The organism is Cupriavidus sp. FW305-F7 (assembly GCF_058782875.1).
In genome coordinates this window covers 67,391-88,072 of the sequence record NZ_JBYSYC010000038.1, presented here as the reverse complement: position 1 = coordinate 88,072, position 20,682 = coordinate 67,391, and the positions used below count along the sequence as shown (strand labels likewise).

At 59.3% G+C, this 20,682-nt stretch carries 14 protein-coding genes; 3 read left to right on the top strand and 11 right to left on the bottom strand.

Annotation, left to right across the window (positions count from 1 at the left end; all coding sequences use genetic code 11):
• Nucleotides 1–193: 193 nt before the first annotated feature.
• From AC3WL8_RS29175 to AC3WL8_RS29160, 4 genes are all read right to left on the bottom strand, one after another.
• The gene (locus AC3WL8_RS29175) at nt 194–1,099 is read right to left on the bottom strand and encodes a LysR family transcriptional regulator (protein ID WP_492379403.1); all 906 of its coding nucleotides are present in this window, start codon (nt 1,097–1,099) and stop codon (nt 194–196) included.
• Nucleotides 1,086–2,030 (bottom strand): LysR family transcriptional regulator, encoded by a 945-nt coding sequence (locus AC3WL8_RS29170; protein ID WP_492379402.1) that lies wholly within the window; start codon nt 2,028–2,030, stop codon nt 1,086–1,088. The genes AC3WL8_RS29175 and AC3WL8_RS29170 overlap by 14 nt, the downstream gene beginning before the upstream one ends.
• A 209-nt stretch (nt 2,031–2,239) precedes the next feature.
• On the bottom strand, nt 2,240–3,400 hold the full coding sequence (locus tag AC3WL8_RS29165; RefSeq protein WP_492379401.1) for an acyl-CoA dehydrogenase family protein: 1,161 nt from the start codon (nt 3,398–3,400) through the stop codon (nt 2,240–2,242).
• 23 nt (nt 3,401–3,423) lie between these two features.
• The gene (locus AC3WL8_RS29160) at nt 3,424–4,272 is read right to left on the bottom strand and encodes an HTD2 family dehydratase (RefSeq protein ID WP_492379409.1); all 849 of its coding nucleotides are present in this window, start codon (nt 4,270–4,272) and stop codon (nt 3,424–3,426) included.
• Between the two features lie 209 nt (nt 4,273–4,481).
• Between AC3WL8_RS29160 and AC3WL8_RS29155 the strand changes: the two genes are divergently transcribed.
• A complete protein-coding gene (locus AC3WL8_RS29155; protein ID WP_492379400.1) occupies nt 4,482–5,096 on the top strand; it encodes a hypothetical protein in 615 nt (204 codons plus the stop codon).
• 183 nt (nt 5,097–5,279) lie between these two features.
• Here AC3WL8_RS29155 and AC3WL8_RS29150 read toward each other — a convergent pair whose 3' ends face one another.
• The 3 genes from AC3WL8_RS29150 to AC3WL8_RS29140 all read right to left on the bottom strand — a co-directional run bounded on the left by AC3WL8_RS29150 (nt 5,280) and on the right by AC3WL8_RS29140 (nt 10,868).
• A complete protein-coding gene (locus AC3WL8_RS29150; RefSeq protein ID WP_492379399.1) occupies nt 5,280–8,735 on the bottom strand; it encodes a pyruvate carboxylase in 3,456 nt (1,151 codons plus the stop codon).
• 40 nt (nt 8,736–8,775) lie between these two features.
• Nucleotides 8,776–9,591, bottom strand: coding sequence for an HpcH/HpaI aldolase/citrate lyase family protein (locus tag AC3WL8_RS29145; RefSeq protein ID WP_492379398.1), 816 nt, complete (start codon nt 9,589–9,591; stop codon nt 8,776–8,778).
• Nucleotides 9,592–9,689: 98 nt separating this feature from the next.
• A complete protein-coding gene (locus AC3WL8_RS29140) occupies nt 9,690–10,868 on the bottom strand; it encodes a CaiB/BaiF CoA transferase family protein (RefSeq protein WP_492379397.1) in 1,179 nt (392 codons plus the stop codon).
• Between the two features lie 565 nt (nt 10,869–11,433).
• Here AC3WL8_RS29140 and AC3WL8_RS29135 point away from each other — a divergent pair.
• Nucleotides 11,434–12,519, top strand: a complete 1,086-nt coding sequence (locus AC3WL8_RS29135; RefSeq protein ID WP_492379396.1) for a porin — start codon at nt 11,434–11,436, stop codon at nt 12,517–12,519.
• Nucleotides 12,520–12,955: 436 nt separating this feature from the next.
• On the opposite strand, the gene AC3WL8_RS29130 is transcribed toward AC3WL8_RS29135, so the two are convergent.
• Entirely contained in the window at nt 12,956–15,430 is a 2,475-nt protein-coding gene (locus AC3WL8_RS29130; protein WP_492379395.1) for a patatin-like protein, read from the bottom strand.
• Nucleotides 15,431–16,224: 794 nt separating this feature from the next.
• Nucleotides 16,225–16,623, bottom strand: coding sequence for a nuclear transport factor 2 family protein (locus AC3WL8_RS29125; protein WP_492379408.1), 399 nt, complete (start codon nt 16,621–16,623; stop codon nt 16,225–16,227).
• Nucleotides 16,624–16,704: 81 nt separating this feature from the next.
• Between AC3WL8_RS29125 and AC3WL8_RS29120 the strand changes: the two genes are divergently transcribed.
• The gene (locus AC3WL8_RS29120) at nt 16,705–17,646 is read left to right on the top strand and encodes a LysR substrate-binding domain-containing protein (protein WP_492379394.1); all 942 of its coding nucleotides are present in this window, start codon (nt 16,705–16,707) and stop codon (nt 17,644–17,646) included.
• A gap of 257 nt (nt 17,647–17,903) precedes the next feature.
• On the opposite strand, the gene AC3WL8_RS29115 is transcribed toward AC3WL8_RS29120, so the two are convergent.
• Together AC3WL8_RS29115 and AC3WL8_RS29110 are read right to left on the bottom strand one after the other, a co-directional pair.
• Nucleotides 17,904–19,277, bottom strand: a complete 1,374-nt coding sequence (locus AC3WL8_RS29115) for a tyrosine-type recombinase/integrase (protein WP_492379393.1) — start codon at nt 19,275–19,277, stop codon at nt 17,904–17,906.
• Nucleotides 19,278–19,576: 299 nt separating this feature from the next.
• Nucleotides 19,577–20,599: an IS110 family RNA-guided transposase gene (locus tag AC3WL8_RS29110; protein WP_492379392.1), complete on the bottom strand. Its 1,023-nt coding sequence runs from the start codon at nt 20,597–20,599 to the stop codon at nt 19,577–19,579.
• Between the last annotated feature and the right edge of the window lie 83 nt (nt 20,600–20,682).

Below are 20,682 nucleotides of genomic sequence, written 5' to 3'. Positions count from 1 at the left end.
CTCTGTGCAAATCATGGGTCAAAGGAAGACGTCGCGTAAGTGATTTAATGGAATGATTAAATATTCCATTTTGTGATGATGAAAGGCGCAGAAGTGCGGCCCGGAGAGCCGGGCGGGGAAGCGCTTTCAGGAAAAGTCGGCTGAGATCCGGATCTGAGACCGGTCCCCGTTTGGGCAGGGGGCGCAGGAGACGCTAGCCTAGCGACGCGGGGGCTCGCATCCGTGAGAAGTCGCAGCACTCGCGCGCCAGTTCCGCCACCGCGAGTCCCAGCGCCGCCTGTTCGGGATAGATGGCGCAGTAGCGAACCGAGGGGGGCGGCGGGTCGGTCTCGACGATCTGCAGGCGTCCTTGCGCGACTTCGTTGGTAAAGAACTCGCGCGGCAGGCAACTAACGCCAATGCCTGCCTCGATCAAGCCCGCCAGCGTGATGATGCTCCGACTTCCGCCGAGTCGTGTGGGCTCGACCCCAACCTGGTCGAACAGCCTCGAGCACAGCGCGGTGATGATCGATGTGCGGTCCTGTTCGATGACGGGCAATGTCGCGAGCTGCTGAAGCGGAACAACCTCGCCGCGATTGAAGGTGCCAGGCGGGCTGAACCAAGCGAACTCGACAAGCTCCAGATTGACCTTGGCCGCAGACCGCGTGCCAAATGCTTCCGGCAGGATGGCCACGTCAAGCTGTCCGTCCACGATCTTGTCGCGAAGCACCGCGGAGTGGTCGATGTGTGGTTGCAGGGTCAGTTGCGGATAGACGGCTCGCACTTTCCGTACCAGTGCAGGAAACCATGACATGGCCACGAGTTCCGTAACGCCGACATGGACGACGCGCGAAATGTTGCGCGTCGATGCCTGTATTTCCTCGAGGTGCGAGACGCTCTCCAGCAGGTCGGCGCAGAGCAGCATCATCTCGTGTCCCTTTGCCGTAAGCGTGGCCTTGCGTCCGGCTTCCTCGAACAGGGGCGAACCGGAAAGCCGTTCCACTTCCTGCAGTCGCTTGGTGGCGGCTGACTGGGTGACGTGGAGCTTGTCCGCGGCACGTTGCACCGTGCCGAGTTTTGCCACCCAATAGTACGCTTCGATCTGCTTAATCGTGAGCATCGTGCAGAGTTTCGTGCGAGTCTGTAGAGATGCTTTGCTCGTAAGGACGTTCGAAGTCGCAGGTGCGTTGTGCCAGGGCGGCAATCGTGCGATGAAAGGGCGTCGCGGAATCGGCGCGCATCAAAGCCACATAGCGGATAGCCGGAAGGGCAGGGCTTGCGTGAACTTCGCGCAGCAGCCCCTTTTTTACCAGGCCTCGTGACACAACCACTGGCAGGTAGACCACGCCAAGTCCAGAAACGGCAATGCCGCCAAGCGCCGCGATGCTGTTGCTCAGCAGTGTATTCCTGGGCGTCAGACCGTTCTTGGCAAACCAGCTTCGCATGAGGACGCCGGCGCCAGACTGCGGCCCTTGCATCAGGAGGGGGTACTTGCTGAGCTCTGCCACTTTCATTCGGCCATCGGGGATGTCGAGAGTTGGGCTGCAAAACCAGCCGTTCCTGACCTCAGCCAGTTTGGTGCGCAAGAGGCCGGTCAGGTCAAATGCGTTCGGCACTACGACGAGATCGAGCTGGCCAGTGCGCAAACGGTCATGCAGCGGGACACTATGTTCGACTTCCAACTCGACGACGACCTGAGGAAACTGTGAACGGATTGCGTCCACGAACAAGGGAAGCCAGGTGACTGCAGTGAGTTCTGTGACGCCAAGACGCAACTTGCGAACGAGCGCATCCTTGCGGACGAACTGCTCGAGCAAGGTGTTGCGCTTCTTCAGGACGTCGCGAGCACGCGCCAGGACCTCTGCGCCCTCCAGGGTCAGTCTGGCAGTTCGGCCTGACCGGTCGAACAGCGGGTAGCCGAAGCGGGCCTCGAACTCCTTGATATGCCTGGAAACCGCGGATTGCGCGATGTCTAGCTTCTCGGCCGCAGCGTCAAATGACCCCATCTCACTGATGGCGACGAAGGCCTCCAACTGCTTGAACGTGGTCACCTGATGCCCCGGGTCGTGCCTGATATTTTGATCAGGTTATGGAATGCAATCGGAGCTAATTTTATCTCAAGTGGTGATCCTCTTGCCAGCCTTGCGGCTGGTCGCAAAGAGGTCAGATTTTCGCTCGTAATATGCGGCAAAGATTACTTTCGAGATCGGAGGGCGACGGCGCTGTGGCTGCCGGCCTCGCTGTTAATCACAGGTATTGGTCAGAACGAGCGCGGCATGCCCAGGATATGCTCGCCCACGTACGACAGAATCAGGTTCGTCGAGATGGGGGCCACCTGATAGAGTCGCGTCTCGCGGAACTTGCGCTCGACGTCATACTCGGCGGCAAAACCGAAGCCGCCATGGTATTGCAGGCAGGCGTTTGCTGCCTCCCATGACGCATCCGCGGCCAGCAGCTTCGCCATGTTAGCTTCGGCCCCGCACGGCCGGTGTGCGTCGAACAGCTTTGCTGCCCTGAAGCGCATGAGGCTGGCCGCTTCAACGTTGATGAACGCCTTCGCAATGGGAAACTGGACGCCTTGGTTCTGGCCAATTGGGCGCCCGAATACCACGCGCTCATTCACATACTTGGTGACCTTGTCGACGAACCAGTAGCCGTCCCCGATGCACTCAGCCGCGATCAGCGTGCGCTCTGCATTCAAGCCATCGAGGATGTACTTGAAGCCCTTGCCTTCCTCGCCGATCAGGTTCTCGGCCGGGATCTCAAGGTTGTCGAAGAACAGTTCGTTGGTCTCATGGTTGACCATGTTGATGATGGGCTGGACCGACAGCCCGTTGCCGATCGCTTCGCGCAGATCGACGAGGAAAATGGACATGCCCTCGGACTTCTTCTTGCACTCGGCAAGCGGCGTCGTGCGCGCCAGCAGGATCATCAGGTCTGAATGCTGGACCCGGGAGATCCATACTTTCTGCCCGTTGACGACATAGCGGTCGCCCTTCCGGACGGCAGTGGTCTTGATCCTGGTGGTATCGGTGCCGGTCGTCGGCTCCGTGACCGCCATCGACTGCAGGCGCAACTCACCGCTGGCAATCTTAGGCAGATAGGCCTTCTTCTGCGCCTCCGATCCGTGCCGCAGCAGGGTGCCCATGTTGTACATTTGGCCATGGCATGCGCCAGAATTGCCGCCCGCCCGATTGATTTCCTCCATGATGACCGACGCTTGTGTCAGGCCAAGCCCCGAGCCGCCATACTCTTCTGGGATCAGCGCGGCCAGCCAGCCGGCGGCGGTCAGTGCGTTGACAAACTCCTCCGGGTAGCCCCGTACTTCGTCAATCCTGCGGAAGTATTCGGCCGAGAATTGGCCACAAAGGTCGCGTACCGCTTCGCGGATTTCCTGGTATTCGTCGATTCTGTCCTGCACGAGAAGTCTCCGTGATCGTTTGCTCAGTTAAGCTCTGCACTTGCGGTCATCGCCAGCGCACCGTCTTCCTGCCGGGCCCATAGGGCCACGGATTTTCCGTCGTCGCCCAGTTTTCCGCAGACGTGGAAGCGCTGGCCGACGAAAGTGGGCCGCAACCCCTTGAATGAAAAACTGCTGATATACCGGTCGGGCAGGTTCCTGCCGACAAGATCCATCAGCAGTACGGCCAGCAGCGGGCCGTGTACGACCAGGCCACCGTAGTGCTCCACGGCAGTCACATACTGGCGGTCGTAGTGAATCCGGTGCCCGTTGAAGGTGAGCGCCGAGAAGCGGAACAGCAGGACAGGGTCGGCGACGATCTCCCTTGACCATTGCTCGTCGGTCGGTGCCGGCGTTGGCTCAGGGGAGGGCGCACCGGACGATGCCTGTTCCCGGTAGACGATGTCATGCTCTTCCGTCAGGGCAAGACCGCTGGGGCCGTAGTACTGGTGTTCAACGGTCACGAAGGCCAGCGAGCCGCTGCGGCCGGTCTTGGCGTTAACGTCCAGAATTCGCGAGGTCTTGGATACGGCATCGCCGACACGAAGCGGCTGATGGAATCGAAGCCGTCCGCCGGCCCACATGCGGCGTGGCAGCGGCACGGGGGGCAGAAAGCCACCGCGATTGGCGTGGCCGTCGGCGCCGAGCTCTGATAGCGGATGCAGTGGCAGGAAGTACAGCCAGTGCCACAGCGGCGGCAATGCCCCGCCTTTTCTCGGTGTACGCTCCGGAGAATCCAGGGTTGCCGCGAGCGCCTTGACCGGAAAGAGCGTGATCTCGTCCTCGGATTCGGTGGCCTTACCGATCCACTCCTTCAGTTTCACAATATCCATCGGATTCACTTGGTTCAGTTCTGGTTCGCAGGACTTCACTATGCCGCCTGCGCGTCGGGGCTCCAATTCCAAAGTTCGGAACGAGGCTTTCGAGCCCATGGAAAGCAGAAAGACCGCAGCCCGCCGAATGGGCCGTTCGGAACAATCAAATTTACGTTGCAGGAAAGAGTGGCCAAGCTATCGGTGTGCTGCACCCGGTCGCCAATGCCATGCAAGTCCAGATTCGTAGTTGTTCGCGCATTTCGCTCACATGCCTTTTCCCGGCCTTTCCATTGAGGATCACCCCCTGCCATGGAATTTTTGGTATGACAAGGCGTGGCTTCCACCGCAGACTGAAAGAAGGGCAGCCGGTGCAGGTTCCCGCCTTCGAGCCTGTCGACCTGCACGTCGGCGGCAGCCCATTTTCTGCGTCTACCTGCCACATCGAGCTCGACGACGGGAATCGGACCGACGTCATCGGAACTGCTGGCGTCCTTGGAAACACTGAAGGCGGAGAATTTCGTTTACTGCTGCGCGAGCAGATCTCCGCCAATGTCTTTCACCATCCGCAGCGAGCCTGGAGCGCAGAGGCAGTGGCCAACGCATTGAGTACAACCACCCACAGTATTCGTCGCACCTTGTTTATGCAGGGTGCGGCGCTGACCGAAATCTGCCGCACGCAACGGCTCATGCGTGCGTTGTTCGAGGCCATGCAGCTAGAGCTGTCCGTAAATGACCTGAAGACCCGGGTGGGGTGGGCGGGCAACGATCTGGAAGAGTCGTTCTACGATCGCTTTGGGGTCTCGCTGCATACGGTCGCGCGGCTGAGGCGCGGCGGACTATAGGTAGCGCAAGACCCGCCGGCATGCTTAGTCGGGATCCGGGCAAGAATGTGGCCGCCCGGCAAAGGGGCGCGGGCGCGATCTGGGCGGCAAGGGACGTTCAGAAAGGCGCCGCATGAGACATCGGTACCACTACGAATGCGAAGCCAACGCCAACGCCAGCGCTCAGTCGCTGGCGTTGGCCCGTCAGCCCTCTGCCCGCAGCTCAATCAACAGCTCGCCGGCGCGCACCAGCGTGCCGGGGTGGACGAGGATCTCCCTGATCGTCCCGCTTGCTTCGGCGACTACGCTGGTCTCCATCTTCATCGCCTCAATGGCCGCCAGAGGCTGGCCCTTGGTGACCGCCTGCCCGATACTGACTGCTATCGATATGACGCTGCCTTGCATGGGGGCGGCGACATGCAACGGATTGTCGGCGTTCGCCATCCGAGCGGGCTGAGCCGCCTTGCGGCCATCCCGCTTCGCGGCGCGAATCGGCCGTGGCTGGCCATTGACATCGAAGAACATGCGCACGCCGCCGTCATCGTCCGGGTCAGCCTGGGCGCCCAGGCTGACGAACAATGTCTTTCCTCGCTCCAGGTCGACCGCAATCTCGTGCCCGACCTCCAGTCCATAAAAGAACACAGGTGTGGGAAGGATCGACACGTCGTCATACTGCTCGCGGTGCGCGCAGAACTCCTTATAGACCTTGGGGTACATCAGGTACGACGCAAGATCATTGTCGGACAGGCAGTTCCCGAGTTCCCTTTCTGCTTGCGCACGAGCCTCGGCAAGGTCCACCAATGGAATGTGGGCGCCAGCACGCCCCTCAATTGGGGTGGCATCGCGCAACAGTTTCTGTTGAATCCCGGGTGGGAATCCGTCGGCCGGGTAACCCATCTCCCCACGAAGCATCGAAATGACTGAGTCGGGAACCGAGGCTTCCCGAGTGGGATCGGCGATATCCGCTGTAGTCAGATTGTTCGAGACCAGATGCAGCGCCATGTCGCCGACCACCTTGGAAGACGGCGTAACCTTGACGATGTCGCCGAACATGACGTTGACGTCCGCATAGGCTTGCGCGACCTCCGGCCATCGCGCTTCCAGGCCAAGGGAACGGGCTTGCTCGCGCAGGTTCGTGTATTGGCCGCCAGGCATTTCATGGTGATATACGTCTGACGTCCCGGCGCGCATGTCAGCCTCGAACGGTTCGTAGTTTCTGCGTACGGATTCCCAGTAGGCCGAGAACGGTTGCAGCTCGCGATAGCCAAGTGCCGGTTTGCGTTCGCTATGCTCAAGTGCGGCGCAGATTGCTCCGAGGCTCGGCTGGGACGTTAGGCCGCTCATGGAATCCATGGCACCATCGACGACATCCACACCAGCCTCAATCGCGGCCAGGACCGACGCAACTGCCGCGCCGCTCGTGTCGTGGGTATGGAAATGGATCGGCAGGTCGACTTCTTCCTTGAGCGCCTTGACCAGTGCCGATGCTGCCTGCGGCCGACATACGCCGGCCATGTCCTTGACGCCAAGGATATGTGCGCCTGCTTTCTCCAGTGACTTGGCGAGCTTGACATAATAGTGCAGGTTGTACTTTCCGCGAGCGTTGTCGAGCAGATCTCCGGTATAGCAGATCGTGCCTTCGCAGAGGGCGCCGGCTTCCAGCACGGCATCCATCGCGACGCGCATGTTCTCGACCCAGTTGAACGAGTCGAATACCCGGAAGAGGTCGATGCCGGAGGCTGCCGCACGTTTGACGAAGTATTCGACGACATTGTCGGCGTAGTTCGTGTAGCCGACCGCATTGGAGCCCCGCAGAAGCATCTGGAACAGGATATTAGGCACGGCTTCACGCAGCGCCGCCAGTCTGTTCCAGGGGTCCTCCCTCAGGAAGCGCAGGGCGACATCGAAGGTCGCGCCACCCCAGCATTCCATCGAGAACAGTCCGGCCAACTGGCGTGCGTAGTGGGGCGCGATAGCGGCCATGTCACGCGTGCGCATCCGGGTCGCCAGCAATGACTGATGGGCATCGCGCATGGTCGTGTCGGTGAGCAGCGCAGCCTGGCTGTCCTTGATCCATTGCGCGAACGCCTGAGGTCCAATCCTGGACAGGAGTGTCCGTGTACCGTCGGGAATCTCAGACGGGACTTCGCATGCCGGCAGCGGATGGTTCAGTACGATATGTCGCGGCGCGGGACGGCCGGTGACGTCGGGGTTACCGTTGATGTTGACGTCGGCAACGAAGTTCAGGAGCTTTGTCGCGCGGTCACGGCGCTGTCGGAAAGTGAAAAGCTCCGGAGTATTGTCGATGAACCGTGTGGTGCACCGCCCCGAACGAAATTCCTCATGGCCGATGACGTTCTCGAGGAAGGCCAGATTAGTGGCGACGCCACGTACCCGGAACTCGCGCAACGCCCGGCTCATGCGTTCGTTGGCCTCGTCGGCATCGCGCCCATTGCAGGTCACTTTGACAAGCAGTGAATCATAGTACGGCGTCACCACAGCGCCGGTGTAGGCCGTGCCGGCATCGAGACGGATGCCGAAGCCTGTCGCGCTACGATATGCCGTGACCTTGCCATGGTCAGGAGCGAAGCCGTTCTCGGGGTCTTCCGTGGTCACCCGGCACTGTACTGCGTGGCCGCGTAGCCTGATGTTGTCCTGGCTCGGGACGGATGATGAGGATTCGCCGATGCGCGCGCCCTCGGTGATGCGAATCTGTGCCTTGACGATGTCGATGCCGGTCACCTCCTCGGTCACCGTATGCTCGACCTGGATCCGGGGGTTCACTTCGATGAAGTAACACTCGCCGGTGTCCGCATCCATCAGGAACTCTACCGTTCCTGCATGCGTGTAGGAGACCGCATTGGCGAGTTTCAACGCCTCCGCGCACAGCGCTTGACGCCGCGCATCGTGGAGGTAGGGGGCTGGCGCGCGCTCGACGACTTTCTGGTTGCGGCGCTGCACCGAGCAGTCGCGCTCGAACAAATGGACGATGTTGCCGTGAGTGTCCCCGAGTATCTGAACTTCCACGTGCTTTGCACGGGCAATAAATTTCTCAAGATAGACTTCGTCGTTCCCGAATGCCGCCTTGGCTTCGCGACGCGCCGCGGCGATCGCGCTGGCCAGTTCGGCTTCCTGCTGTATGGCCCGCATCCCCCGTCCGCCACCGCCCCAACTCGCCTTCAGCATCAGCGGATAGCCGACTGCTGCGGCCAGTCGCTTGCATGCTTCGGGGTCCTGCGGCAGTGCGCTGGTGGCGGGCACGACCGGAACACCTACGCGCTCGGCCAGCGATCGGGCTGCCACCTTGTTGCCCAGCTCGCGCATCACTTCCGGCCTCGGCCCAATGAACGCAATACCCTCCTGAGCGCATCGCTCGGCAAAGTCCGGATTCTCGGACAGGAAGCCGTAGCCCGGGTGGATGGCGTCAACAGCCGCCTCCTTGGCCACCCGCAGGATGTCCTCGATATCCAGGTACGCGTCCACGGGCTTCTTGCCCTGGCCGACAAGATAACTCTCGTCCGCCTTGAAGCGGTGTTGCGCAAAGCGATCTTGGTATGAATAGATTGCAACGGTGCGAATGCCAAGCTCGCTGGCGGCTCGCATCACGCGAATTGCAATCTCGCTTCGGTTGGCGACAAGGAGGCTACGGATCTTCTTCATTTGTGGGGGGCTGAGCTCGATTTGTATGCTTGGGAACGGGTCAGGCAGTCGCTCTGCCCGCCTGCTTTAGCAGCGCTGCGGCGCGGGCGATGACAGGGGCATCAACCATTTCACCGTCCAACCGGAACGCTCCCGGACTGGACATGGCTGCCTCCATAACTCGCTCTGCCCAAGCCAAGCGGGCGGCGCTCGGCCGGTATGCGTTGTTGACTTCGGAAACCTGAGATGGGTGGATGCAGAGCTTTGCACCGAAGCCCAGCCGACGTCCACGAGCACCGGCAACACGCAGTTCCTCCAAGTCAGAGATGGCGACCGTCACGCCATCGACCGGCGCGTTGATCCCGGCAGACTTCGAAGCAAGCACGAGCATGGAGCGGAAGAACAAAAGCTCCTGATCATCGCCTTCGATACCGAGCTCGGTGCGGAAATCGACGGTACCGAATATCAGCCGATCGACGCCAGGGGCAGAGGCGACATTCTTCACATTCTCCATGCCAGCCGCCGTTTCGATCAGCGGCAGGACCTTGATCCCTGGCCTCAGATGCTTAACCAGCAAGGCAATATCGCCAGCGCGTTCGGCCTTGGGGAGTACCACTCCCTGGACGCCTTCCATGCAGCACAGGTGTACATCGTCTTCGAACCAGCGGGTCTGTGTGGCATTGATTCGCAGCATCCCGGAGCCCCCTGCGGAGAGATAGTCTTGCAGCAGTTGCCTGGCCTTGCCTTTGTCGGCTTCCGCGACAGCGTCCTCCAGATCGAGAACGACGACATCGGCGCCAGATGCATGGGCTTTGGCAAACCGCTCGGGTCGGTTGGCCGGTACGAAGAGATAGGAGCGAGCGGGCGAGGTTGACAATTTTGTGATCCTAAAAGGACGGATGGGCCCCCTTTCTCGCGCCGTTGGCGAACGGGAAAGGGAGCTTCAGGCGTGGTAATTGGCCGGGACGCCGAAGGTCAGATCGCGCCTTCGGTACACAATTGCGTGACGTCGCCGCTGGTGTAACCGAGTTCTCGCAGAATGCTTTCGCTGTGCTGCCCAAGTGCCGGGATGGCATCCATCCTGGGCTCGAACCCATTGGGCATGCCCGGCGGAAGCAACGCCGGAATCTCGCCGACCGGCGACTGGACGGAAGTCCAGCGTTCGCGTGCCTTGAGCTGGGGGTGGCTCCAGACATCCAGCATGTCGTTCATGCGGGCGTTAGCGATCTGTGCTCGCTCCAGTCGTGCGACCACTTCCTCGATGGTTAGCGACGAGAACGCGGTCGTGATGATTTGCGTCAGCGCGTCGCGGTTCTTCGTGCGCAGCGAGTTCGAAGCGAATCTCGTGTCAGCGGCGAGATCGACTTGTTCCAGCGCGACACGGCAGAACGCCTCCCACTCGCGCTCATTCTGCAGGCCCAGGATGACGGTCTTGCCGTCACCGGCGGTGAACGGGCCGTATGGGAAGATGGTCGCGTGAGATGCGCCGGCACGGGGGGGCGGCGTGGCACCGTCGAACGCATAGTAGAGCGGGTACGTCATCCACTCGACCATGGCTTCAAGCATCGAGACATCGATATGCGAGCCCTTGCCGGTCTTTCCGCGCTGCAGTAGGGCACCCAGGATATTGGTGTAGGCGTACATCCCGGCGGCTATATCCGCGATCGAGCAGCCGGCCTTGGACGGACTGTCTGGTGTGCCGGTGATGGAGACAAAGCCTGACTCTGCCTGAATCAGCAGGTCGTAGGCTTTCTTGTCGCGATAGGGGCCGTTATTGCCATAGCCCGAGATGTCGCAGACGATGATGCCGGGGTAGCGCTGGGACAACGCTTCGTAGGACAGGCCGAGGCGGTCGGCCGCGCCCGGGGCCAGATTTTGGACCAGCACATCGGCCTTGTCCAAGATCTTCCGCAGGATAGCGGGGGCTTCGCAGTGCTTGAGGCCGAGCGCCAGGCTTTCTTTGGAGCGGTTGGTCCATGCGAAGTGCGAGGACATGCCGTCCACCCGTTCGTCATAGCCACGGGCGAAGTCCCCGACTTTCGGCCGTTCGACCTTGATCACGCGGGCGCCCAGGTCCGCGAGCTGGCGGGTGCAGAAGGGTGCTGCGATCGCATGCTCAAGAGAAACTACGGTAACACCATCCAGGGGACGCATATCTACCTCGCATTGGCGCTGGTGCTGACTTCCGCACTAGTGCGGCGAGCTGGCCCGGCAGTGAATTTGGCAATAGTGAGCGCACCGGGAAGCAGGTGAGGGAGTCGTGTGTCCGGCGCGACACCTATCTCCGGGGGCCTGCAACCACTGGGCTCTATGCGAAGTTTCGTCAACGAAGGATGCGAGGTAAATCTCGTTTTTCTGAAACGACCATTCGCCTGCATCGAATGGCTGAGCGCTGGCGGTCCCTCGAGGGCATTTCGCTTATCGGCGTTTAGGGCTGTGCAAAAAACCGCAATCATAAGGCTGCGCCAATTCAAGCGACCGGTACACCCGGCCGGCACAATGCGCCCAGTCTGGTGGACCAATCACCGGACGATGCGGCGCGGGTCTCTTTGTGATCGTGCGCTGTATGCACCGCTGGTGCGCTGTTCAGACGAGACATTTCAGATTTGACGAGTGCGGCGGCTCGGTGACGCGCGAACACGGGCTCTGGGGAGCCGTAGGAGCCCTTTGCAAGTTTCATTGATAGAAAACTGACCAAGAAGAATCTAGGAGGAGGATCATGAAGAAGACTGCCATGGCTTCGGTGCTTGGTGCGCTAGTGGCCGGAGGTGCGTATGCCCAGTCGTCGGTCACGCTATACGGCATCGTGGATCAAAGTCTGCGCTACACGACTAACTCAGATGCAAGCAACCACGGCCTTGTCCAACTGACTAATGGAGCCATCGCGAACAGTCGGTGGGGGCTGAAAGGGGCAGAGAATCTCGGGGGCAATTTGAAGGCGGTCTTTCAACTCGAGAATGGCTTTGATCCGGATACCGGTCGCGCCAATCAAGGGGGAAGGTTGTTCGGCCGCCAGGCATACGTTGGTATTGCGGGAGGCCTCGGAGCTGTCAAGCTGGGCCGGCAGTACACGGAAGTGTTCAAGTTCTTCGGCGAATTCGATCCGCTGACGCTGGGTAACTACGGCGCCAATGTGTGGCCGTACCTCGTGACGCAATTTCGGTCTGACAATGTGGTCAGCTACGAGGGCTCCTTTTCCGGATTGGATATTGGGGCGAGCTACGGATTTGGAGAGAAGGCGGGCAGCATGACCTCAAACCAGTATTGGGGCACACGCGCCTCTTACAAGTTGGGGTCGTTCGCCATCGGCGCCATGTACCAGGAGTTGCGTGATGCGAATAGCAACCGGCAACAGATGTGGGGCGCAGCAGGCATCTATACTGTTGGCGCCGCCAAGCTGTTTCTGGGCTATGTTGGGGCCAGGGATCACACTGGTATCACCGATGCGACGCTCAACGCCGATCCAACGGCCAGTTCGATCGCCAATCCCGCTCCCACTGGTGGAAGCTTTATTGACAACCCGCGCAAGGACACGATCGGATATTTGGGCGCCACCTACCAGGCCACTCCCGCTCTAGCGCTGACTGGCGTCTTCTACTACGACGACGCACGGAACGTGAACGGTCTCTCTGGTAACGGTGGCAAGCGTTACACAGGCGTACTGCTGGCGGAGTACTCACTTTCGAAGCGAACGCAGGTCTATGGGACCGTCGATTACAACAAGGTCAGCGGCGGTTCTATTACGGAACTTCCGGGCAAGAGCAATCAGACTGGTGTCGCGGCGGGTATCCGACACATCTTCTAATGATGGCCGGCCTGGGTAAGACGCCGGCTCGCGCGGCCAGAGCGGAGGTGCAGGGGCGGGGATTGCCGAGGTTCTAGAACCGTCGGGGCATGTGCTGGTGTGGGGCGGTCTCCTTTCCTCAGGCGCCCCACTTTTTTGGTTCCTATATGAAACGCGCCCCGCTTGGCTAGCTAGGTAAGCGCCGGAGTCGGCTCCGACGTGCAGACCTATATCAGCCTTGTCTTGCCGGCCAAATTCCTGCCGACCCTGATGGAATTCGCCAAGAACGCTCTCATCTTCGCCGCGTGCTCAAAGCACGAGACCCAAAGCGGGCTAGCGCTCTTGGGGGAGGGCAACCTGTCATGCCACGGTCTTCACATATATCCATCCGGTCGTCTTCCTCGTAGGCGAATCGTGGTCAATTTCAGGACGCCCCACGCACAGTCTTTGGCAGGATTCAAATACGCGTGATCGCGTCGTTGAGTTCGGCTAATAGTTCGGGAATGCATTTGAGCTTGGTCGACTCTTCGTCCAGCACACTCAGGAAGGCGCGCTTCTTAAGGGCAGTGATGTCCAGATGCTCGCGCAATGGGGCAGGAACGGTGTCACGGAGAATGTCAAACAGGCGATCGACGGCATGCAGTCGGCCCCACAAATAATCATTCTCGCGCGCAGCTCGGCCCAGAAAGCCACCGAAGCCGCCAAGCGTTGCTCCCAGCAGGCAACCACTTTCCGCTGAGAGGGAGATGATCGTTGTGTCCGCTGGACTGATGCGATCCACAACGATTTCTTCTATCGGTCCCGTGTTCAACGATAAGACGCTCGAGGCTGGGCGAAGAAGGATATCCCAGTAGAAGTAGCCGAGATAAGCGGTAAGAATGGCAACCCGAAATTCTTCTTTCAGAGTGAAGATCAGGGGCGATGCCAGGATGGCTTCCGTGTTCTTCAGCACCTGCGCAAAATCGCACTCCTGGTTCAGCCTATCCACCAGCTTCGATATGTCATCAAGACTGAGTTTCCGGCTGAAGAATGAGTCGCCAAGCGTGTAAAGTGGTGCAAGTTCATCGGGCCTGACAAGAAAGAGCTGGCGGCACTGCTCGATAGCGCCCTGGCTCAGGAAGCTGGTGCCTTCATGGGTGGTGAGTTTGTCAAGGCATTCTTGAAGCTTGATCTTTAGGATGTCCAGCGTTCTGGATTCTGCAGATGTTGAACTCCTCGCTGAGAGTGCGTGGTAAAGACCATTGATTTCATACAAGATGAAATTCATCCGTCGCTTCTTGTAAATGACTCCGAAATCAAGGACGAATCTCGCAAACGCCGGTAGATCGGCATTGTCGTAGATGGTGTCGGGTATTTCGTAGGACTCGACAATGATCCTTCGTTGTTTTGCCCATTCCTCCATGACGTTCTGGACCGCGTCAGCCTCACGCGAATCCGGTGCATAGCGACAGATGCTGCTGATCGTTTGGACGAGATAGTCGAGGGCCTCAAGCACCAGGGAGCGCATCCAGGCGTCATAGACAATGGCCGTTCCCCTTAAAAGATTCAAGGATGCGAGCCGCCAATGTGTCAGGTCACTCGGGGTGAAGTGATCTCTCAATCTCCCAGCAGTGGCTTGCTCAATGAGGCGGGTGACATGGCCGCGGGCATTTGCGACGGTGGATTTCAGGCGACGCGCCTGCCGGTTGTGCCGGCTGACGATGGCCAGTTCGTTGAAGACGGGACTGTGGCGAGGCAAGTCCGAAAGGGCGGCGCGCAAGACGGAAAAGAAGCCGGGAATGCCACCGCTAGACTGCACTGTAGGCGGACCAGGGTGTGGGTCAATGAATACCAGGCGCCGATCTACCTCCCGGGTTGCACCATGGGGAAGAATCGCGCGGATGCAGGCCAGAATTGGCTTGTTGTCGAGGACGCTTCCATCGATCAGCACAGCGTCGCCGGGATCGATGCCGCAGTCGAGGTATCGACGGAAATTGCGTTCCATAAAGTGTGTCCGTGACGGCCATGCCATCCGACGTTCGGCCAGGACGCTATCCATTTCGCCAAGTTGCGCTGGGGGAAATGCTCCCGGAAACGCTGCCGAGGCTCTTGCAGCGAATGCCAGGGACGCCAGACTGTCTACATCGAAGTCGCTGCGCAGATGGCCAGCTCCGAAGTGGTCGAGGCAAAACTGCAGGAGCAGCCGGTGGTCCTTCTCGTGGATGACCGGAGGATCATGAAGAAAGATGGCTCGATCCAGTCCTCGAAAATCGGTGACCGTAACAAGGAGATCAAGCCTCGTGTTCGCTGGCAGCAGGGACTCGGACGCGGAACCGGAGCGCCACATGGCTGCGAGGCCGTCAAGAATCAGATTGGTGAGGCGACGGCCATCTAACGGCGGCTTGAACCAGCGCGAGCGTAAGAAGGCGGAGATTCGTTCCCTGACTTCCTCGGTTGCTATGCCGGGTAGGAGGCCCTCCCGCTCAAGTCGGGAGACGAGTGCGGGCAACAATGGCCGGACATACCATTTACTCCACAACCGTGCCCTCGCGTCAGGCGACAGCAGGTTCAGGAGGTCAGCTTGGGCGAGCCACAACTCAGTCAACGGTACAAGACTAAGGTCGTGGGCAAGTGCCGTCGCGAGAGCGACGCCGTTGATGCCACCAGCCGAGGCTCCTGTGATTACGTCGACGATGACACGGAGGTCTAAGTCATTCCTGATGCTGTCAAGAAATTCAAGATAGACGTCTCCCGTGGAGGAGTTAGGTTCGTCGGGGTAGCGCGAGCAAAGGGTCGGCGGGGAAGTCGATTCGGCGCCGCGCATGTCGGCGCTATGACAAAGTTTCGAGGCGCGAATTAGATTCAGGATTTCCCGGTTGATCCCGTGCTGATAAATCGCCAGCGACACGCCGCCAAAGAGCACGACTGCGAAACGGAGCTCCTTTTCTTTCATGGTCGCGTTTGCTGGGGTGTGCCGGAGGCCAAGCGCTCTCAGGCGATGTCAACATTTATGGGTGTAACCCTATCAGCGAAGTTTAGGATTATTCGCACCACAGTGCCGTGGTCTGTGCGGCGTCGCGATGTGAATGTGGTGTATGAGCCGTGCGCGAAAGGCGCCAATGAGAATACTCTATTGGCCCAGATACAATGAGGGGTGGGTGCTGTATGCGATCCTTTTGCGGAAATGAGCGCTGCTCCTTCGGAACGTAAGCAGCGCGTCCGAGCGTGAGTGCGAACTGCCTTATCAATTTCTCGGCCAGTGGTGGCTCACAAGCTTGCTGTCGCTCAGGACCCGAGTGGCGATTAAGCTTGATGGCAGGCGGGACACGATCCCCTCAGGGATGCCGCAAGTCGATGCGAGTGCTTCAAATGTCTGCTGACCGGTTGAATCCTCATTCGCCCTGGCAGCGAAAGCAATTTCACTGCCTACCTGTGCTCGGACTATGTCGCGAAGCTGCAGCACGACAGTCTCCTCCTGCTGGGCGAACTCAAACAGTCGGAACTGGCCGAACTGCTGCAGTACAGGACCCTATCCGCGATCATCGAGGCGAGCAAGATGGTGGCGGACCGTCTGCAGTTTCTGGTGGGTCTGCAGGAGCTGTTGTTCAGCCCGAAAGCAAGCGCTCGTTAAGGAAGAGTACCGAGTTGCACAGGATGCTGGAAGGGGAAACCTGGATCTTCGGCGAGGAATATCTGCTTGCGAGCAGCGACGAGAACCTGAACACCGTGCTGCGCAAGCCCTTCCGGCTACGCATATTTGTCGCCGACCGTACTGCGGATCGGGTGGGTATCGTAGACGATCGTCATCCGCTCGATGAGCCCATTGTCGTCGAACTCGAACACGTCGACGCACTCGAAGCGCACAGCGGAACCGTCATTCAGCCCCCAGTCGTAGATGAAGTAACCGGTCGCACGTCGAGCCCCCGTCGTGCTGACGCAGATGTCGATGGGGGTGATCTTGCTTTCTCCCGACGCTGCAACGACCTTTGCAAAGAAAGGCGCAGGGCACATCCAGCCGAGAAACGGCGAGAAGATCTGTGCGTCCGGCGAGAACAACGCACAGATCGCAGCGACATCGCCGCCCGCCAGCTCCTTGAGGTAGATGCGAACTTGCCGCGTGTATAGTGCTTCCGACGATGAGACCACAATCATTCTCCGATCTTTCGTTGACAATTCTGCCCATTCGAACGAACACGCATCTGATACAGGCACGATAGTGATGCACCGATGACCGAACAATCGAAAAATTCGCAACCCGGGTATGCGGCCCATGCATATCCATTGGCTGACCTCACGCGCTCTCTGCCCGCGCTGACAGCGTTTCAGTCATTCGTCGCTGCGGCACAGCTTGGCAGTATCAGCAAGGCCGCTGACCATCTGTGTCGAACGCAGGGCGCAGTGAGCCGTCAGGTCCAGCAACTGGAAGCGCATTATCGATGTGCACTCTTCGTGCGCCACGCGTCGGGGCTGTCGCTGACAGCAGAAGGAAACGCACTGCTGACCGTGGCGGTGAATGTATTGACGCAACTGGTTCGGCACGCAGACGTTCACTCTAAAACAGCGTCCGTCGTCAGCCTGCGGTTACCGTCCACGTTCGCGATTCGTTGGTTGCTCCCGCGGCTGCCAGACATCAATCACGCACTGCCTGGGACAGAGCTCCGCATCTCCACATCGGCGGACGACACGCCAGATTTCACTACGTCCGACGTCGACGCCATTGTTGTGCGTGGAACCGGACAGTGGGCTGGTATGGATGCGATACCGTTGTTTGCAGAGAGACTCACGCCAATGTGTACAAGCGAATTGGCCGCATCGCTGATATCGGCAGCAGACCTCGCTCATGTCAATTTGCTCCATCCCGGACACGGCCATGAGGAGTGGCGATGCTGGTTAGAAAGCGTTGGGGCACGGCAGATCGACGCGATCCGCGGACTCGTTTTCGATACTCTCGAATTGACGCTCACCGCTGCGACGGAGGGGCATGGAGTTGCAATCGGCGATCCTCGGATGGCGAGGGACCGACTCCGGGCAGGGGCGCTGGTGACACCGTTTGGCGACGTGGTTCAAGACGGCCTGTCCTACTTCCTCGTCTATCCGTCCCAACGCGCTGTACAGTCCAAGATTCGTGCCCTTGCTGACGTCTTGTTGCGGCTTGCGCGTGAAGACTGATCGTTATCAAGCTGGAAAGCAGTCTAGTGCCGTGGCGTCTCCATAGGCGGCGGGAAGTGCGAACGCCGCGAATGCCAACGTTCAAGTTTCACTTCGATGACCGTGTTGCGAATGACCATTTCGGCTGTCGACGACGGACGAGCCATTTCGACAGGTCAGAGTCTCATAGCTGAGTGGAGCCGACATTCGAGTGTCCGGCTGAGAGTGCAGGCGAATGGCAGGAGATGGCCGTTCTGCGACGATCGCAGTTCAGATAACTAACTGAACTCCACCCGCGAAGAAGCGTCCTTGCCGGCAATCTTCATTGAGCGCTCTCTGCTTTTTTCTTGTAACGAATGCGGGCTCGGAAACCAAACATATCGATCCCTCGGAAAGCATTCTGCGCAGCGCATCCAGGTCGGGCGCTGTGGCCGCCGTTGCCCTCTTTGCACGTCCACATAGCCCGGTACGCGCAGCGCTACGTGATGCGGATGATGCTGCGTACTTTGATCAAGAACCTCATAGCGAGTCTGATGTCTGTGATTCGCATACTGCGGGCTTAGCACCGTCACAAGACCATGACGGACAGCGTATGCGCGTCCACGCATCAAATCGCCGATGGGAATCGTGCCGGAAGCCCTTACTTCTCGCCAAAGAGGCTGACCGAGCTTTGCCACGATTTTTGCGAATATGCGCCCGCACTCAACCGGTGGCAGGCGAGAATCCCCGTCTTGAATTGCGGACAAAGAGTCTAGGTCGTAGAAGTCGTGACGGACAATTCGCGATACCCAACCATGCATGGTCTCAAGACTGTAGCCGTAGCCGTACCGTTCTTCCATCGTCCGTTCGGTCCAGCCCATCACCGCGCGTCGGACGCCGGGTGGGCAATTGACCTCTCTAAGGCGGTCAATATAAGCGTGCCGGAACGCATGGACCCCCCTGTCGCATCCCCTGAGGCCAAGCCAGGCTTTCAGGACACTAGACATATAACTCGAGGTTTGCCCGTTTTTTATGTACTTGGGAAAGGCATACACCTCGCCATTGGGAGCAGAGTCCAGGATTCGATGTGCAGCCCATAATGCTGCGCCGGCAAGTGGTACGCTTCTTCTGCTGGCCAACGTCTTCAATCTGCGCCAGGGCCGCTCGACGAGCTTAATGTGTGGGAATTCATGATCCACCACGATATCTTCAAGAGCTAGCCCGCAGATTTCTCCTAGCCGGGCGCCCGTATCAATGATGATCGCCAGCAACCAGCGAGCCGGATCGTCGCGAAGCACACAAGCCGTGCGGAACGCAGTTAGTTCCGCTTCCGAAAAGGGAACATGCTTTTTTCGGTCGTATTTTTCCCGCGGAATCGGTACTCGAAGAAGTGGGTTGCGAATTGTCAGATCGTGTTCGTGCATGTAGCATGTCGCCCCTGCGCATAACACGTCCAGGATAACCCTGACACTCGACGTTTTTAGTCCGCGGTTCAGATGAAATGACACAAAATCTTTTACCTGAGATGGAGTAATGCGCGTTAGCAGGCTGCTGAAGTACTCACCATGGAAGCGGCGGAGCTTCCCCCAAAAAGGGCTGGTGTGTTCGCTACTTTTCACAATCCGGAAGCCGGGCGTCACTGCGTCGTTTTTTTTCCGCGTTTTGGCGCTCATTTCCGGCCTCATTACCGCGTATATGAACGCGTCCCTTTGCAACAGTTTTCGTGTGTTCAAACTGACAGGATGGGTTGCAGCTGTATATTCGGCCTTGTTGCAGCCGCTACTTCCGCTGCGGGCCCCTATGAAATCCGCAGACTCGCTCCTCATTGATTACACGAGCTCGAAGCTCTTGCGGTAATACAGGTCTTGCGAGTCCCAGGTCCTACCTGACTGTCATCACACTCGATTGCTGCGCAACCTTTCGACGTTCACCCCCTGCGTTAGACGTTAATCTTCTACATTACGCTAGCCATTCATACTGGCTTCACGCTCACGTAGTCCTTCTGATATTGCCGGTCATGGGCCAGCACGGCCCAGATCGTCCGCGCCATTTTGTTGGCCAGCGCAACGATCACTACATTGCGCGGGCGACGCTTGCTGATCTGCTCGACCCACGGCCCCGGCTCTTTCGCGTGCGTCAGCGCACTGCGTGCGCCGTGAATCAGTAACGTGCGGAGGTACGTATCACCTCTCTTGCTGATGCCGTGCAGATCTACCTTGCCGCCCGAGCCGGTCTGCTTGGGCACCAAGCCTGCCCACGCCGCGAACTCCCGACCAGAGCGGAATGCTTTCGGATCGCCCATCATCGCGACCGCCGCCGTGGCCGTCAGCAGGCCCACGCCGGGAATCTCGCTGATCGCCTTTACAGCCTCGTCTTCCTTCTTCCACTCGCGCATCCTGCGTTCGATCTCGGCCACCTGCTTGTCGAGCTTGGCCAACCCGTTCCACTGTTCGCGCAGCGTTTCTACCAACGCAGCAGGCAAGCGCTCTGCGAGTCGGCACAGAACTTCCGGTATCGCTTTGTCCAACGCTGTACGTCCTTTGCTCATTACCTCACCGTATTCCGTCAGCAGTCCGCGCAGTCCGTTGATCTGCATCGTGCGGAACTTCACCAACTGCTCACGCATCCGGTGCAGCCCCAGCATTGCCTGCTGCATCTCTGTCTTCACCGCTACGGGCTTGCCGGGTTGCTGGACAGCCAGCCAGATCGCCCGGGCATCCGCAGCGTCGTTCTTGTTCCTGATGTTGAACGCTTTGACGAACTCCGCAGGCATCAGCCTTACCGCGTGCCCCATCTTCATCAGTTGACGGGCCCAGTGGTGCGCCCCGCCACAAGCTTCCATGCCGATCAGGCACGGAGTACGATTCGTGAAGTGCTCAAGGAACTTCGCCCGCTTGATCGGCTTGTTCACGATCTCGCCAGTTTCCTGATCGACGTAGTGCACTTGGAACACGTTCTTCGCGATGTCCACACCGACTGCTGTACGATTGACCACTGGATTCTCCGGTTGCCTGGGAAATGCATGCATTTTGCACCTTGGGCACATCGATGCCGTAGGCCCGTGAGGATCCGCCTTTG